15 protein-coding genes are annotated in these 15,104 nt (G+C 68.1%); 3 read left to right on the top strand and 12 right to left on the bottom strand.

Annotation, left to right across the window (positions count from 1 at the left end):
• Window positions 1-4: 4 nt before the first annotated feature.
• Genes A7X12_RS08355 through atpD form a run of 6 tightly spaced genes read right to left on the bottom strand, consistent with a single transcriptional unit; the run spans window position 5 to window position 3,287 of the window.
• Window positions 5-247, bottom strand: a complete 243-nt coding sequence (locus A7X12_RS08355; protein WP_064311210.1) for a F0F1 ATP synthase subunit C — start codon at window positions 245-247, stop codon at window positions 5-7.
• Window positions 244-933: a F0F1 ATP synthase subunit A gene (locus A7X12_RS08350; RefSeq protein WP_064311209.1), complete on the bottom strand. Its 690-nt coding sequence runs from the start codon at window positions 931-933 to the stop codon at window positions 244-246. The genes A7X12_RS08355 and A7X12_RS08350 overlap by 4 nt, the downstream gene beginning before the upstream one ends.
• A complete protein-coding gene (locus A7X12_RS08345; RefSeq protein WP_064311313.1) occupies window positions 930-1,193 on the bottom strand; it encodes an ATP synthase subunit I in 264 nt (87 codons plus the stop codon). The genes A7X12_RS08350 and A7X12_RS08345 overlap by 4 nt, the downstream gene beginning before the upstream one ends.
• A complete protein-coding gene (locus A7X12_RS08340) occupies window positions 1,190-1,471 on the bottom strand; it encodes an AtpZ/AtpI family protein (RefSeq protein ID WP_064311208.1) in 282 nt (93 codons plus the stop codon). The genes A7X12_RS08345 and A7X12_RS08340 overlap by 4 nt, the downstream gene beginning before the upstream one ends.
• Entirely contained in the window at window positions 1,468-1,878 is a 411-nt protein-coding gene (locus tag A7X12_RS08335) for a F0F1 ATP synthase subunit epsilon (protein ID WP_064311207.1), read from the bottom strand. The genes A7X12_RS08340 and A7X12_RS08335 overlap by 4 nt, the downstream gene beginning before the upstream one ends.
• Window positions 1,875-3,287 carry a F0F1 ATP synthase subunit beta gene (gene atpD, locus A7X12_RS08330; RefSeq protein ID WP_064311206.1) on the bottom strand — a complete coding sequence of 471 codons (1,413 nt, stop codon included), beginning with the start codon at window positions 3,285-3,287 and terminating at the stop codon, window positions 1,875-1,877. Before atpD ends, A7X12_RS08335 begins: the two co-directional genes overlap by 4 nt.
• A gap of 117 nt (window positions 3,288-3,404) precedes the next feature.
• Between atpD and A7X12_RS08325 the strand changes: the two genes are divergently transcribed.
• The 3 genes from A7X12_RS08325 to A7X12_RS08315 all read left to right on the top strand — a co-directional run bounded on the left by A7X12_RS08325 (window position 3,405) and on the right by A7X12_RS08315 (window position 6,439).
• Window positions 3,405-4,907, top strand: a complete 1,503-nt coding sequence (locus A7X12_RS08325) for a bifunctional aminoglycoside phosphotransferase/ATP-binding protein (RefSeq protein WP_064311205.1) — start codon at window positions 3,405-3,407, stop codon at window positions 4,905-4,907.
• Window positions 4,908-5,026: 119 nt separating this feature from the next.
• Complete coding sequence (locus tag A7X12_RS08320; RefSeq protein ID WP_064311204.1) at window positions 5,027-5,473, top strand: potassium channel family protein; 447 nt, start codon at window positions 5,027-5,029, stop codon at window positions 5,471-5,473.
• 156 nt (window positions 5,474-5,629) lie between these two features.
• Window positions 5,630-6,439: a universal stress protein gene (locus A7X12_RS08315; RefSeq protein WP_064311203.1), complete on the top strand. Its 810-nt coding sequence runs from the start codon at window positions 5,630-5,632 to the stop codon at window positions 6,437-6,439.
• Here A7X12_RS08315 and A7X12_RS08310 read toward each other — a convergent pair.
• The 6 genes from A7X12_RS08310 to A7X12_RS08285 form a co-directional block, all read right to left on the bottom strand.
• Window positions 6,387-7,046: an NAD(P)H-dependent oxidoreductase gene (locus A7X12_RS08310; RefSeq protein ID WP_084445225.1), complete on the bottom strand. Its 660-nt coding sequence runs from the start codon at window positions 7,044-7,046 to the stop codon at window positions 6,387-6,389. The two genes, A7X12_RS08315 and A7X12_RS08310, sit on opposite strands and share 53 nt — an antisense overlap.
• A gap of 123 nt (window positions 7,047-7,169) precedes the next feature.
• Window positions 7,170-9,548 carry a phosphoketolase family protein gene (locus tag A7X12_RS08305; protein ID WP_064311201.1) on the bottom strand — a complete coding sequence of 793 codons (2,379 nt, stop codon included), beginning with the start codon at window positions 9,546-9,548 and terminating at the stop codon, window positions 7,170-7,172.
• 141 nt (window positions 9,549-9,689) lie between these two features.
• On the bottom strand, window positions 9,690-10,436 hold the full coding sequence (locus A7X12_RS08300) for an NAD(P)H-dependent oxidoreductase (RefSeq protein ID WP_084445223.1): 747 nt from the start codon (window positions 10,434-10,436) through the stop codon (window positions 9,690-9,692).
• A gap of 127 nt (window positions 10,437-10,563) precedes the next feature.
• A complete protein-coding gene (locus A7X12_RS08295; RefSeq protein WP_064311200.1) occupies window positions 10,564-11,382 on the bottom strand; it encodes a universal stress protein in 819 nt (272 codons plus the stop codon).
• Between the two features lie 69 nt (window positions 11,383-11,451).
• Window positions 11,452-14,067, bottom strand: a complete 2,616-nt coding sequence (locus tag A7X12_RS08290; RefSeq protein WP_269747809.1) for a cation-translocating P-type ATPase — start codon at window positions 14,065-14,067, stop codon at window positions 11,452-11,454.
• Entirely contained in the window at window positions 14,064-15,053 is a 990-nt protein-coding gene (locus tag A7X12_RS08285; protein WP_064311199.1) for a zinc-dependent alcohol dehydrogenase family protein, read from the bottom strand. The genes A7X12_RS08290 and A7X12_RS08285 overlap by 4 nt, the downstream gene beginning before the upstream one ends.
• Window positions 15,054-15,104: the final 51 nt, after the last annotated feature.

Genomic DNA, 15,104 nt, shown 5'->3' with positions numbered 1-15,104 from the left:
CGCGTCAGGCGAACGGGTTGGCGAAAAGGAGCAGCAGCGCGATGACGAGACAGTAGATCGCCATCGTCTCGATCATCGCGAGGCCAACGAACAGCGTCCGCGACACGGTATTCGCCGCTTCCGGCTGGCGCGCGATCGCGTCCATCGCCGCGGCCACGGCGCGCCCCTGCGCCAGTGCCGGCCCAATTGCCCCGAACGCGACCGCGAGCGCGGCGCCGAGAATGCTGGCGAGCTGTATCCAGTTCATGTCGTGGCCTCTCGGCTGGGTTCGTGGGCTTCGGAGAGGGCACCCCCGATGAACACCATCGCGAGCGCGCCGAAGATGTAGGCCTGGACGGCGCCTGTTAGCAGTTCGAGCGCCATCAGCGGGATCGGCACGAGCAGCCCGGCGAGGCTGAGCACGACGCCAATCATGAACACGCCGCTCATCACGTTGCCGAAAAGGCGGATCATCAGCGAGAAGCTGCGCGTGAACAGCTCGATGAGGTTGAGCGGCGCGAGCAGGATCGAGGGCCGCGCGAAGCTGCGCAGATAGCCGGCCGCCCCCAGCTCGCGCACGCCGAACCAGATCGTTGCGCCGAACACGATCAGCGCAAGGGCTGCATCGGTCTCCAGTGCGGCCGTGGGCGGCTCCACGCCCGGGATCAGCGAGGACCAGTTGGCCACCAGCACGAACAGGAACAATGTCCCGATGAGCGGCAGATAGCGCGCCGGCGGCACCTCCATCGTTTCCTGGATCTGGAGGCGGATCGTATCGACGACCAGTTCCAGCGCCGCCTGCGCGCGGGAGGGGTGCAGCGACGGCTGCCGAGTGACGCCCCAGAAACCGAGCGCCAGCACTGCCATGATAGCCCAGGTCGTCACGACCGGCTGCGCGATCGGCACAGGCCCGATCGAGAACAACACATGGCTTTCAAGCGGCGAGGCGATCATCCGACCACCCCTCCGATGCGACGGATCACCAGCGTGCGCGCGACCGCGAAGCCGAGCGCCGCGGCGAGCAGCGTCGGCCAGCCCTGCCTGGTGGCCAGCACCAGTACCACGACGATGAGCGCGATCCGCGCGAGGCGCAGCGCCATTGCCAACGTCGGCGATTCACCCCGCACCAGCAGGTCGGTGTCGCGGGCGAGCGCCACGAAATGCACCGCGCCCGCCACAACGCCGAGCGTGAGGAAGAGAGGGATCGCGATCATTGCCGCCGCACCCACCGCCACGCCGACCAGCAGCCCGCCGCCAGCCCCAGCAGCATCAGCGGCGCGGTCCAGAAGATCCCGCCTCCGAATCTGCCATCAAGCCAGCGCCCGAGCGCCATCCCGACCAGCGCCGGCACGACCACCTGCCAGCCGAGCACCCCGATCTGGCCGAGGTTGCGTGCCACCGACGGCAGCCCCCGTGCCCGGCGCCGGCGTTCCGCCCGCACCTCGACGGCTTCGGCGAGCTTCTTCGCGCTCGGTGGAAGCTTCCCGGTCACAACCCGATCTCCGCGGGGCCGCCCTGCAACGCCTCCACCATACGCCGGATCGCCTGCATCCGGAGCCTGGCCGAGGCTGTGCGGCCGGTGCGTTCGGCCTCAACATGCGCGCGATAGCCGGCAAGCACGACGCTCTGAAGCGCGTCCAGATCGTCGCCGACATGGGCCTCGCGCGTCGCTACGGCGACATCCTCGCCGCCGCTGACGGTCAGGATGCCGCCGCGCACGGCGCAGTAACCGGCCCGGCCGTCCGCCTCGCGCCACGACACGACCGAAATGGCAAGCGCGGTGAGGAAGTCGGCATGGCCGCGCAGGATGCCGAAGCTGCCACTGGCATCCTCGGCACGGACCGACACGACCTCACGATCGACGACGATGGCCATGGGATCGGTGATGCGCAGCCTCATGCGGCCACCCCCGCCTTGACGCGCGCCTCCTCGATGTCGCCGACCATGTAGAGCGCGCTCTCCGGCCAGTCGTCGGTCTCGCCAGCCAGGATCGCCCGCACGCCCGCCAGCGTCGCCCCCAGCGACACCGATCGGCCGGGCTGGCCGGTGAAGGCCTCCGTCACCACGAACGGCTGGGTGAGGAAGCGTTGCAGCCGGCGGGCACGGGAGACGATCAGCCGGTCCTCCTGCCCCAGCTCTTCAAGCCCTAGCAGCGAGATGATGTCCTGGAGCTCGCGGTTGTGGGCGATCGTCTCGCGAACCTTCTGCGCCAGCGCATAATGCTCCTCCCCAACCACCAGCGGATCGAGCAGGATCGAGGAGGAGCCGAGCGGATCGACCGCCGGATACATGCCCTCCGCCGCCATCGCCCGCGAGAGCAGGACATTGCTGTCGAGGTGCGCCGAGATCGCGGTTACGGCCGGATCGGTGAAGTCGTCGGCGGGCACGTACACCGCCTCGATCGCGGTGACCGAGGCGCCCTCGACCGAGGCGGTCCGTTCCTGCAGCGCCGCCACCTCGCTCGCCAGTGTAGGCTGGTAGCCGACGCGCGACGGAAGGCGGCCGAGCAGCCCGGACACCTCGCTGCCCGCCTGGACGAAGCGGAAGACGTTATCCATGAGCAGGAGGACGTTGCGCTTCTGCTCGTCGCGGAAATGCTCGGCGATGGTGAGCGCGGTCATGCCTACGCGCCAGCGCGCGCCGGGCGGCTCGTTCATCTGGCCGAAGACGAGCACCGTCTTGTCGATCACGCCCGATCCGCGCATGTCGGTGAGCAGTTCATGCCCTTCGCGCGACCGTTCGCCGATCCCGGCGAAGACCGAAACGCCCTCGTAGCGGGCGACCATCGCGCGGATCAGTTCCATCACCAGCACGGTCTTGCCGACCCCGGCACCCCCGAACATCGCCGCCTTGCCGCCCTGGGCCAGCGGGCTGAGTAGATCGATCACCTTGATGCCGGTCTCGAACATGCGGGTGGCGGCGCTCTGCGCCTCCAGCGGCGGGGGCGCGCGGTGGATCGGGCGGCACGGCACGTCGGCGGGCAAGGCCCCGCCGCCATCGCCCACCTCGCCGGTCGCGGTCAGCAGCCGGCCCAGTACCGCATCGCCCACCGGCACCGCGATCGGCCCCGCCGTCGCCTCGGCGGCAATTCCGCGGGCGAGACCGTTCGTCGCCTGCAGGGCGACGGCGCGCACGGTCTCCTCGTTGACATGGCTCTGCACCTCGGCGATCAGCGGGGCCGCCCCGGCACGGATGCGGATCGCCTCGTTGACCGGCGGCAGCGCACCCGCGGCGAAGCGGATGTCGATCACCGGCCCGCGCACGGCGACGACACTGCCCATCCGCAACGCGACGTCCGCCTGTCCCATCCAGCCTTAGGACCAGCATCGCCGTTCCCTTTCCATGCGGAAAATCCCGTATGGCGCGGGCCCGAGGAATCGCTACGCCAAGGGCGTCGGCGATCCGGACCGGGGGTGAAGCCATCCATGCCCGCATCTGACGATGCCTATGGCCGTGCGCTCGATCTGCTGGAGGCGATCGCGCGGGCGGGTGCAGATTTCGAACGGATCGACACTCACGCCGCCACCATCCTGCTCCACGGGAAGAGCGCCTGGAAGCTGAAGCGTCCGATACGGTTCGGCTATCTCGACTTTTCGACGGCGGACCGTCGCCATGCCGCCGTTCAACGCGAATTGGAGCTCAACCGGCGGACTGCACCCGGGCTCTACCATGGCCTGCGCTGTGTCCGACGCGACGAGGACGGAACCCTCTCGCTGGACGGCGCCGGCACAGCGGTCGAGTGGCTTCTGGAGATGGAGCGCTTCCCGGATCGGGCGCTTCTCGCCCACCTCGCCGATGCGGGAATGCTGGACGACCGGCTGCTGACCCGGCTCGCCGACACGCTTCATTCCTTCCACGAGCACGCGCAGATCGTGCCCGGCGGCCGCGGAGCCGAGCGCCTGGCGCGGGTGGTCGAAGGGAATGCGGCCAGCATCGCGGCCTGTCCCGAGGTGCTCGACACTCGCCAGGCACAGGCGTTGATCGAGCGGCAGCGGAGCCTGATCCGCCGCTTCGCCCCGCTGCTGGACGCGCGCGCCGAAGCGGCACGCGTCCGCGTTGGACACGGCGATCTCCACCTCGCCAATATCGCTCTGATCGCCGGCGAGCCCGTACCGTTCGACTGCCTGGAATTCGATGAGGCGCTGGCCTCGATCGATGTGCTCTACGACCTCGCCTTCCTGCTGTTCGACCTGTGGCGCCGCGACCTGCGGCACGAGGCGAACCTGGTGTTCAACCGCTACCTGGACCTGTCTCCTGCCGACGAAACGGGCGCGGCGTTGATCCCGCTATTCGTATCGATCCGGGCAGCGATTCGGGCGCACGTGGCCGCCGCGACCCCCTGCCAGGCGGTTGAGGCGCGCAACCTGCTGGCACTCGCAGGGGCGGTGTTGATGCCGTCCTGTCCCGTGCTGCTGGCGATCGGCGGTTTGTCCGGGACGGGCAAGTCGAGTCTGGCCCGCGCGCTAGGGGATCTCGGCGGCGTGCCGGGCGCGCGCATCCTGCGCAGCGATGTGCTCCGCAAACGGCTGGCGGGCGTCCAGCCCGAAACCCGCCTTCCGCCCGCCAGCTACACCCCGGAGGCGAGTGCGGCCGTTTACCACGCACTCGGCAAGGGCGTGGCCGGTGCGCTCGCCGAGGAGCGGAGCGTGATCGCCGATGCGGTCTTCGCGAAGGAGGACGAGCGCAGGGCTATGGCGGTACTGGCGGAGCGAGCCGGCGTCCCCTTCCGCGGGATCTGGCTAGAGGCGCCGGAGACCGTCCGCCTGGCCCGCGTCGACGGCCGGATCGGCGATGCGTCGGATGCAGGTCGTGCCGTGGCCGCGGCGCAATCCGGCCAGACCCCGGACGGCGTCGAGGGATGGACCGTGCTCGACGCAGCCCGCCCGCTCGCGGCGCTCCTGACTGACGCCCGTGCCCTCCTTCGCTGACCGGCTCCAATGCACGAGCAGCGGCACCGGCACCACTCCTCCTCGACGCGCATGGAAACGACTGCCTACGTACATCCACGCATGGGGACCGTTTTCGCGGCCTCCTACTCTACCTGGCGATGAGCTTGATCGCGCAGCTCGGGATTGCAACCGCCATGGTACTGGCGACCACGCTCGTCCATCTCGCGGGGCTCTCCAGCCTCCTGCTGCTGCTGTCGCGGCAACCGTCGGGCGAGTCGCCCAATCGCGCGTTGCGCTATGAGGTTCTGGCGATCATCGGCGCCGCACTGGGATTGTTCGCGCTGCACGGTCTCGAGATCTGGGCCTATGCTGCCTTGTTTGATCTGCTCGGCGCCGTTACCAGCTTCGAGGCGGCGCTCTATTATTCCACCTCGACCTATACCACGGTCGGTTACGGCGACGTTGTGCTTGGCAGGGCATGGCGGTTGATCGGCGCCATCGAGGGTGCAAACGGGATGATATTGCTCGGATGGTCCACCGCGTTCTTCGTGGCGCTCGTCGGTCGTATCCGTCTGATAGAGCGAATCCTGGAACGCAGGCGCTGAAGACATCGCAGCCGGATCGATCTGACTACCAGGGGCTCGCCTCGTCTCGCGACGACCGAGTCCTCGCCGCGTAAGCGGCTCCGTACAATCCCGGATGCCGAACAGTAGATCGAGAGCATAACAACGTAGCGCCCACGATATGCTGGATGGCAACCGATGAAAAACGTTCTCCTTCTCGTCCATGACGATGGCGGGCAAGAGGCGCGCTTCCAAGCTGCGCTGGACCTCAGCCGCGCGGTCGATGGCCACCTCACCTGTCTGGACGTGACCTATACTCCGACGTTCGCCGGCGGCGATCCCTTCTACAACGACGCCTATCTGACCGCGGACCTGGTGACGGAGGAGGCAGCACGCGAAGCCTCCAACAAGAACAAGCTTCAGCAGCGCCTCGCCGCTGAGGACGTGGCCTGGGACTGGGTTGATGCGAAGGGCGATATCGCCGGCTGCCTGAAGAATGCCAGTGAACTGGCCGATGTCATCGTGACCAATCGCGAGCTCGAAGCATACGGGGCTCCCGACATGCGCGCGGCGACCGGCGATCTGGTGGTGCGCTCGGGCAAGCCGGTGCTGGCTGTCCCCGCCGACCTCAATCGTCTGGACCTCAGCAACGTTCTCGTCGCCTGGGATGGCTCGCTATGTGCGGCTTGCGCCCTGCGAGCCGCCGTGCCGCTCCTCAAAGCGGCAAGCGGGGTCACGATCCTGGAAATACAGGACGGTTCGGTGGCGGCTCCCGCCGAGGAGGCGGCGGCGTACCTTTCGCGCCATGATATCCACCCGACGGTTCGCCGGCTTCCAGTTGGCGCGCATGGTGCTGGCAAGGTGCTGACCGAGGAACTGTCGCGCGGGGAACATGGCCTACTGGTCATGGGCGGCTTCAGCCATCTCCGCTTCGTCGAGGCGCTCTTCGGCGGTGTCACTCGCGAGATGCTGACGAACAGCCCGGTTCCGCTGTTCCTCGCTCATTGAGCAGGCCACACATCCGGTCGGCAGCCGATGAGACCTCCGCCAACGCCCGCTCGGCGTGGGCGGTGCTCATGTTGGAGAAGATCTCGTCGAAGCTGACGTGGCCGGCATCGCGCAAGCCGAAACCACGCTCGATATAGACGTCGAAGCCCTCGCGCAGCGCGCGCCGCTGGCCCCGCTCCTCCAGCCAGCCGGCCGGGGTCCCGGACGTCGTGATGCTGAGCAAGAATCGTCCTCTCAGCGGCGGCTGGGCGCCGCCGTCGCGGAAGGAACGAAAGCCGCAATGGGCACCCATGACCCGGTCGACATAACCCTTCAGGATCGCGGGAGGCCCGCCGAACCAGATCGGATAGATGAGCACCAGCGCACCACTCGCCGCGAGCCGTTCGAGCTCAGCAGCGATCCAGGGATGGTGCCGGTCGCCATGGTCGAAGCGCTCCGAGTCCCGCAGGACCGGATCGAAGGCCATCGCGCACAGATCGCAGATCGTTGCGGTGTGCCCAAGACGCTCGACCGTCGCCGCATATCTGCGAGAGAGAGCGTGACAAAAGCTCTGCGGCGAGGGGTTCGCGAGGACGATGTAGTGCTGAGGTGCGGACGGCTGTTGCATGGTTCGACCATCACCCTCGGAGAAATGGAGGGAATGCGTAATGTCCCGGAGCCCCGGATCGCGGCAGCGAGACGAACGCTGCCGGCTTCAACCACTCCGTCCCGTCGGAACATCCGCGACCATTCACGGGCACCAGCGCCACTCGGCCACTTCGGGCATGTCCTCGCCGTGCTCGACGATGTAGCGCCGATGGCGATCGAGTGCCCCCGTCAGGTGCTGGCGGGTGTGAGAAGCCCGTTCCGCCAACCCCGGCACAAGGTCGATCGCGGCGATGGCAAGATGGAAGCGGTCGACCCGGTTGCGCACCACCATGTCGAACGGGGTGGTCGTCGTCCCCTCCTCCGTATAGCCGCGCACGTGGAGGTTGGCGTGGCCCCGGCGTGAGTAGGTCAGCCGGTGGATCAGGTGCGGATAGCCGTGGAAGGCGAAGACCACCGGGCGATCCGTGGTGAACAGCGCGTCGAAGGCAGCGTCGGAGAGACCGTGCGGGTGCTCGCGCTCCGATTGCAGCACCATGAGGTCGACCACGTTGACGACGCGGATCGCGAGCGTCGGGCAATGGCGCCGAAGCAGATCGACCGCCGCCAGCGCCTCCATCGTCGGCACGTCGCCGCAGCATGCCATCACCACATCGGGCAGCGCCCCGTCGCGATCGCTGCCCGCCCATTCCCAGATGCCAGCACCCGCCGCGCAATGCGCCTCGGCCGCCTCGGCGTCGAGCCATTGCGGCATCGGGGCCTTGCCGGCGACGACCACGTTGATCCGGTCCCAGGTGCCCATGCAGTGATCCATCGTGCGCAGCAGGCAATTGGTGTCGGGCGGCAGATAGACGCGCACCACGTCGGCCTTCTTGTTAGCGCCGTGATCGATGAAGCCGGGGTCCTGATGGCTGAAGCCGTTATGGTCCTGCTGCCAGACATGGCTGCTCAGCAGCGTGTTGAGCGAAGGGATGGGCCGGCGCCAGTCGAGGCCCCGCGTCACCTTCAGCCACTTGGCGTGCTGGTTGACCATCGAATCGACGATCGGCGCAAAGCCTTCGTAACAGTTGAAGAGGCCATGCCGGCCGGTGAGGACATAGCCTTCCAGCCATCCCTGGCAGCAGTGCTCGGACAATATTTCCATGACGCGGCCGCCGGGCGCCAGATGCTCGTCATAGGGTTCGACCGCCTCCAGCCACGCGCGGTCGGTCTGGTCGAGCACGGCACCGAGACGGTTCGAGACGGTCTCGTCAGGGCCGAAGATGCGGAAGTTGCGCGAGCGCGCGCTCATCCGCATCGTCTCGGCGAGCCAGGAGCCGAGCGTGCGGGTCGCCTCGCCCGTGACACCGCCGGGCTGCGGCACCGCGATGGCATGGCTGCGCCAGTCAGGCCGGGCAAGAGGCGAATGGCGGCTGCCGTCGCTATAGGCGCTCTTGCTCATCGGACGATCTGGAGCGAGATCGAGCAGATCCTGCCTCGGGCTGCCATCGATGTCGAACAGTTCGTCGGGACGATAGCTGCGCAACCATCCCTCCAGCTGGTCCAGGTGGGCCGCGTCGCCCCTTGCGTTGGCGATCGGCACCTGATGGGCGCGCCAGAACCCCTCTACGCGAAGGTCATCGACACGCTCGGGGCCGGTCCATCCCTTCGGGCTGCGCAGCACGACGATCGGCCACCGGGGAACGCCTTCGGGTGCCGTACCCGCGCGCGCCGCAGCGCGGATCGCGTCGATCGTCGCGAATGCCTCGTCCATCGCTTCCGCCATACGGCGGTGCATCGGTGCCGGATCGTCGCCCACGACAAAAATCGGCCGGTAGCCGAGGCCGGTGAAGAACTGCTCCAGCTGCGCATCGGGCATCCGCCCGAGGATCGTCGGATTGGCGATCTTGTAGCCGTTCAGGTGCAGGATCGGCAGCACCGCGCCATCGCGTGCCGGATCGAGAAACGCGATCGAGTGCCACGCCGCGGCGAGCGGTCCAGTTTCCGCCTCCCCGTCCCCGACGACGCAGGCGACCGTCAGGTCCGGATTGTCGAAGGCCGCGCCGAAGGCATGGGACAGAGCATAGCCGAGTTCGCCGCCCTCGTGGATCGAGCCCGGCGTCTCTGCCCCGGCATGACTCGGCACCCCGCCGGGAAAGGAGAAGCGGCGGAACAGTCGTGCCATGCCGGCCTCGTCGCGGGTCACCTCCGGGAAGACGCGCTCGTAGCCACCATCCAGCCAGGCACAGGCGAGCACCGCCGGGCCTCCATGGCCGGGTCCGCAGACGAACAGCACATCGCGATCGTCGCGCCGGATGATCCGGTTGAGGTGTGCCTGGATGAAGGTCAGTCCGGGGCTCGTTCCCCAGTGGCCAAGTAGCCGCGGCTTGATGTCCGCCGGTGCCAAAGGCCGACGGAGCAAGGGATTGTCGAGCAGATAGATCTGGCCGACCGACAGGTAGTTGGCGGCGCGCCACCAGCGGTCGATCGCGGCGAGTTCCTCGTCGGCGCTGACCTGGGTGGGCAGTTCGACCAGCGCACTCATCGACACGACCTCGTCGGCAGAGCTCTTACGGCTTGCTTCGGTCCGGTCGCGATCAGATGGCGGGACTGGAATAAGGGAGCGGCTGCAACGATCGACCGGAACATGAGGGACACCCCTTGTGAAGCGATGGCACTGACCACGCTAGGACGACAGCTTGGCGCGCTTCTCGCGCTTGTGCGCCTCGCTCAGCAGCACGCTGCAGGTCGCCCGCGCACGATCTGCTGCCCGGCCCAGGCATTCCGCGGCGTAGGAGGGCAGCAGCGGAGAGACGATCGATTCAAAATGCTCATGCTCGCAGTTCGCAAACGAGAAGATCGATTCGAGGTAGAAGTCGAATGCTTCGCGCAGTCCGTGCCACTGCCCGCGTTCCGCGAGCCACGGCAGTGTCGAGCCCGAAGTCGTCAGCAGCACCAGTTGCTTGCCGGTCAGCAACGGATTGTCCTCGCCCGCCCGGATCTGCCGGGCGCTGAACCCCGCGCCCAGCACACGGTCCACATAGCCTGTGATGACGGCCGGCGGCATCCCGAACCAGATCGGATAGACGAGGACGATCGCGCTCGCCCGCTCGACTTGGGCCAGTTCCTCCACCACATCAGGCGACAGGCGAAATTCTGGGGTTTCTGGCCGTTCGTCCGCTCTGAGCAGCGGATCGAAGCCGGCAACGTAGAGATCGCGCAGAACCGCCGCCTGCCCGGTTGCCTGGACGGCGTCGCAATAGGCCGCGGCGAGTGCATGATTGAAGCTCCCCGGGGCGGGGTGCCCGACGATGACGAGATGACGGAGGTGAGCGGGGTCCGCATCGGTGCCGAAGGAGGGAGTGGAGTGGTGGCACGCAAGCGCCGGCGCCTGGTCTGCCTCACGCCGCTCGCTTTGATCGACGTCGTCCATATTACCTCCTCTTGCCCCCGGCGGGGTGGGCTAAGTCTGCGACCCGCCGTCCCCATCGCGTCAGTGTTCCCCGTGCTGAGCGCCATCCGGCTGCCGCACGCGCCTAAGTTTATCAGGCTCCCCCTTATCAGTGGGCGAGGAGCAGCGGCACGGACGCCTCATCGATCAGGTCGCGGGTGATGCCGCCGAGGATCATCTCGCGCCAGCGCGAATGGCCATAGGCGCCAATCACGAGCAGGTCCGCGGAGCGACGTCGCGCGTGCGAGACCAAGACCTCGGAGACAGGCGCCCCGTCCGAGGAGATGCCGAACACCTCGACCTCGTGGCCGAGCCGCACCAGGTGACGGGCAATGTCGGCACCCGGCTCGGAGCCGTGGGTCTTGCCGGACGGCTCGGCATCCACCGCGACGATGTCGACGCGTGCCGCGGGCGCGATCAGCGGCAGCGCGTCGTTGAGCGCCCGCGAGGATTCCCGCGTCGCGTTCCAGCCGACAGTGATGTGATCGAATGCGCGTGGCGTCACGCCCGCGGGAAGAACCAGAGCCGGCCGCCCCGACGTCAGAGCGACTGCCTCCAGCGCCTGTCGCCTGAGGCCCTCCGAACCATAGGCATCGGCCGGCCCGAACAGCACGGCGTCGAAGTAGCGCGCCTGCACGACCAGTGTCTCGATCATGGCCGCCATTTCGTCGCTCAGCGTGCGGACTTCGACAGCCGCCTTGCCGGCCGGCTTCGCCAGTCTGGCCTCCTTCTCCTCGCTGAGCCGGACGAACTCGTCGAGGATGATATAGGGCGAGCCGAAGGCGAGTGCGTAATCAGGGGTGGGAATAGGCGAGAGGATGGCAATGCTCAGATGCGCACAGTGAAATTCAGCGAACGCGATCACATCCTTGATGAACTGATCGTCCTTGTCCGCGGTGTCGACAACTGCCAGCAGGTCCTTGAGCATCGCTACCTCCTTGTTGCCCAGGAACGTAGCAGCGGCCCGAAATCGGCTCGCTTGGGACATATACGTAGATCAGGGTAGCGAGCGGGCGCACAGGCGCTTGGTCCCCTCGATCACCACGGCCAGCCCGATCGCGGCCGCTGCGCTGAGGGCGTAGAGAGGTGCCCCGAGCGGCTTCGTGCCCAGGATCAACGCACCCACGGCGAGGTGCTGGACCAGGATCTGGAGCAGCAGGGCGCCCGCTACCCCGGCGACCAGCCAAGGGTTCGACAGCAGCGGGATACGCGTCACCGGCCGCGTCTCGGACCGCATGCAGAGCACATAGACGTTCTGGAACAGGACGGTCGTGAACAGCACCAGGTTGCGCGCCACCTCCACCGTGTCGCCCGCCCCCAAACGCCAGTGGAAGAGCAGGATGGCCGCGGTCGCCATGTAGAGCGCGGGCGGCGCCATCAGGCGCAGCGCGCGGCCGTCGATCAGACGTGAGCCGGGGGATCGAGGCCGACGGGAGAGCGCGTCGCCAGCCCCGCGCTCGAATCCCAAGGTCACATCCTGCAGCCCGTTCGTCACCACGTTGAGCCAGAGCAATTGCACCGCGGTCAGCGGCATCGGGAGCCCGACGAGCAGCGCCAGCAGGAACATCGCGATCTCGCTGAAGCCGGTCGCGAGCATGATCATCACGATCCGCCGGACATTGTCCTGCGTAACCCGTCCTTCCTCGATGCCGGCGACGATCGAGGCGAAATTATCGTCGGCGAGCACCAGATCCGCCACGCCGCGCGCGACGTCGGTGCCGCCGCGCCCCATCGCGATGCCGATGTGGGCAGCCTTAAGCGCCGGGGCGTCGTTCACGCCATCGCCGGTCACCGCGACCAGCTCGCCCTGAGCCTGCAATGCCTCGACCAGCGCCAGCTTCTGCGCCGGGGCGAAGCGGGCGAGGACGGTCGCGTGCTTCAGCCGCTCCCGGCCCGCCGCACCGCCCGACGTTTCCAGCTCCGCTCCCGTGACGACGATCGCGCCGTCATCGGCAATCCCAAGCCGGCGGGCGATGGAGAGCGCGGTCGCGGGATGATCGCCGGTGACCATCCGCACGCCCACACCCGCGCTGCGGCAGGCGGCGACCGCAGCCGGCACTTCCGGTCGCAACGGATCGGCGAGGCAGACGACGCCGAGCAGGGTCAAGCCTTGCGGGTCGGCGACGTCCGCCTCCGCTGCTGACGGGCCCGACGCGAGGGCGAGCACGCGATAGCCCTCTCTGGCGAGCCGCGCAGCAGCGGAGAGGGCATCCTGTGGGGGAGCGTCGCACATCGGCAGGACGACCTCCGCCGCGCCCTTCACGTGGAGGCATGCGCTGCCGTCGGCGCCGATCAAGGCGGCAGCGAACTTCAGGGCGGGCTCGTAGGGGCGGCGCGCGCGGCAGACTTCATGGGTGCGTGCAGCGTCCACATCGATGCCGGCCTCCCCGGCAAAGCGCAGCAGGGCCACGTCGACTGCATCGCCGGTGAAGGTGTCACCGCTGCCGCTCGCCTCGTTGCACAGCACCGCGGAGCGGGCGAGCGCGACGAGAGCCGGGACGGCCGGTCCGCTTCTCCAGTTCTCAGGCGCGTATTCGCGCCCGTCGCCGAGCCACACGCGCTCCACCGTCAGCCGGTTCATGGTCAGCGTGCCCGTCTTGTCCGTCGCGATCAGGGTGCAGGCGCCGAGCCCTTCGACCGCCGGCAGGTTGCGCACGATGACGTTGCGGCGCGCCATGCGCCAGGACGCCGCGGACAGCGCCACCGTCACGGCAATCGGCAAGCCCTCCGGGATCGCGGAGACCGCCAGCGCGACCGCGAGCAGGAACACCTCCTGCACCGGCGTGCCGCGAAGCAGCAGCAGCCCGGAAACCGCTGCGATCAGCAGCATCACCCCTATAGCGATCTGACGGCTGAGCTGCGCAATCCGCAGCGTCAGCGGCGATGGTGCGTCGGCGGCGCGGGACAGCGATCCCGCGATCGCTCCGAGCGCCGTGTCCGCTCCCGTAGCGACCACCACGCCATGCGCCCGTCCTTGCGCGACGACCGTGCCGGCGTGGAGCAGGGTCACCCGGTCTGCCACCGGCGTGTCGACGGCAATCACCGCCCCTGCGTCCTTGGCGACCGCCACCGACTCGCCGGTCAGCAGGCTCTCGTCGGCAGAGAGTCCTAGTGCATCAAGGAGGCGGAGGTCGGCCGGCACGTTCATGCCGCCTTCCACTTCCACCACGTCCCCGGGGATCAGCTTCTCCGCCGCGATCTCGGTTACCTGCCCGTCCCGCCGCACGCGGGCCACATCCCGGATCAGCTTACGCAGCGCCGCGGCGCTCGAATCCGCCTTCTTCTCCTGAACGGCGCCGACCGCAGCGTTGAGTAACAACACGCCCAGGATGAAGGCCGCATCGACCTCGTCGCCGACGAGCAGCGCGACCAATCCCGCGGCGAGCAGGAGATAGATGAGCGGGTTGACGAACTGCCGCGCAAAGAGCCGGCCGAAACTCGCTGCCGCTGGCTGCGGCAGGATGTTGGGGCCTGTCCGGAGCAGCCGGGCTTCCGCCTGCGCGGCATCCAGCCCTTCGTGCCCGCTGCGGAGCATATCCAGACACTGCCCGGCCGTCCTGGAATGCCACGGCTCGGCCCCAGCCGAGATGGTTCGGTCGCTGCCCAAAATCACTCGTCCGCCGGCAGGAGAACGGCAGCACCGTCCAGTGCGCCCGCCCGCACCGCGTCCAGCGCCTCGTTGGCGCGGGCGAGCGGAAACGTCGTGACGAACGTCCGCACCGGCACCCGGGCGGCGATGTCGAGGAAGGCATGGCCGTCGGCACGGGTCAAATTGGCTACGGAGAGGATCGCACGCTCGCCCCAAAGCTCGGCATAAGGAAAGCTCGGGATGTCGCTCATATGGATTCCGGCGCAGACGACTCTGCCGCCCTTGCCGACTGCTCTCAGCGCGGCTGGGACGAGGGCTCCGACCGCCGCAAAGATGATGGCGGCGTCGAGCGGAACCGGCGGGGGCTGGTCCGATCCCCCCGCCCAGACGCAGCCAAGGGATCGGGCGAACGCCTGACCGGCATTGTCTCCCGGCTTGGTGAAGGCGAACACTTCGCGTCCTTGCCAGGCGGCGACCTGAGCGACGATGTGCGCGGCCGCGCCAAAGCCGTAGAGGCCGAGCCGACGTCCCTCTCCAGCCATCACCAGCGATCGATAGCCGATCAGGCCGGCGCAGAGCAAAGGCGCCGCCTCCGCGTCGTTGAAGGAGTCAGGAATGGGAAGGCAGTAGCGGGCATCCGCCACGACATGCGTCGCATAGCCGCCGTCGCGGCTGGCGCCCGTGAAGACCGGCCTGTCACACAGATTCTCACGGCCAGCATGACAATAGCTACATAGGCCGCACGTCCCGCCGAGCCATGGCACGCCCACGCGATCCCCGACGTGAAAGCCACGCGCAGCCGAGCCAATCGCCGCCACCACCCCGACGATCTCATGCCCTGGCACGATCGGTCTCTTCGCCGCCACTTCGCCGTCGACGATGTGTAAATCGGTTCTGCATACGCCGCATGCCTTGACCCGCAGCAGCAATTCGCCGGAAGCAGGCTCGGGCATCACCCTGGTCGATCGCACCAGCTTTTCGCCGGTTGCCCGCAGTTCCATGGCGATCATCGGGTCACGATCGCTCCGCTAGGCCGTCGCCGGGTCCGATCCTCCCGGTCA

It is taken from the genome of Sphingomonas sp. TDK1 (genome assembly GCF_001650735.1).
In the GTDB taxonomy this organism is placed as follows: domain Bacteria; phylum Pseudomonadota; class Alphaproteobacteria; order Sphingomonadales; family Sphingomonadaceae; genus Sphingomonas.
This window is presented reverse-complemented; position numbering and strand designations above follow the sequence as displayed.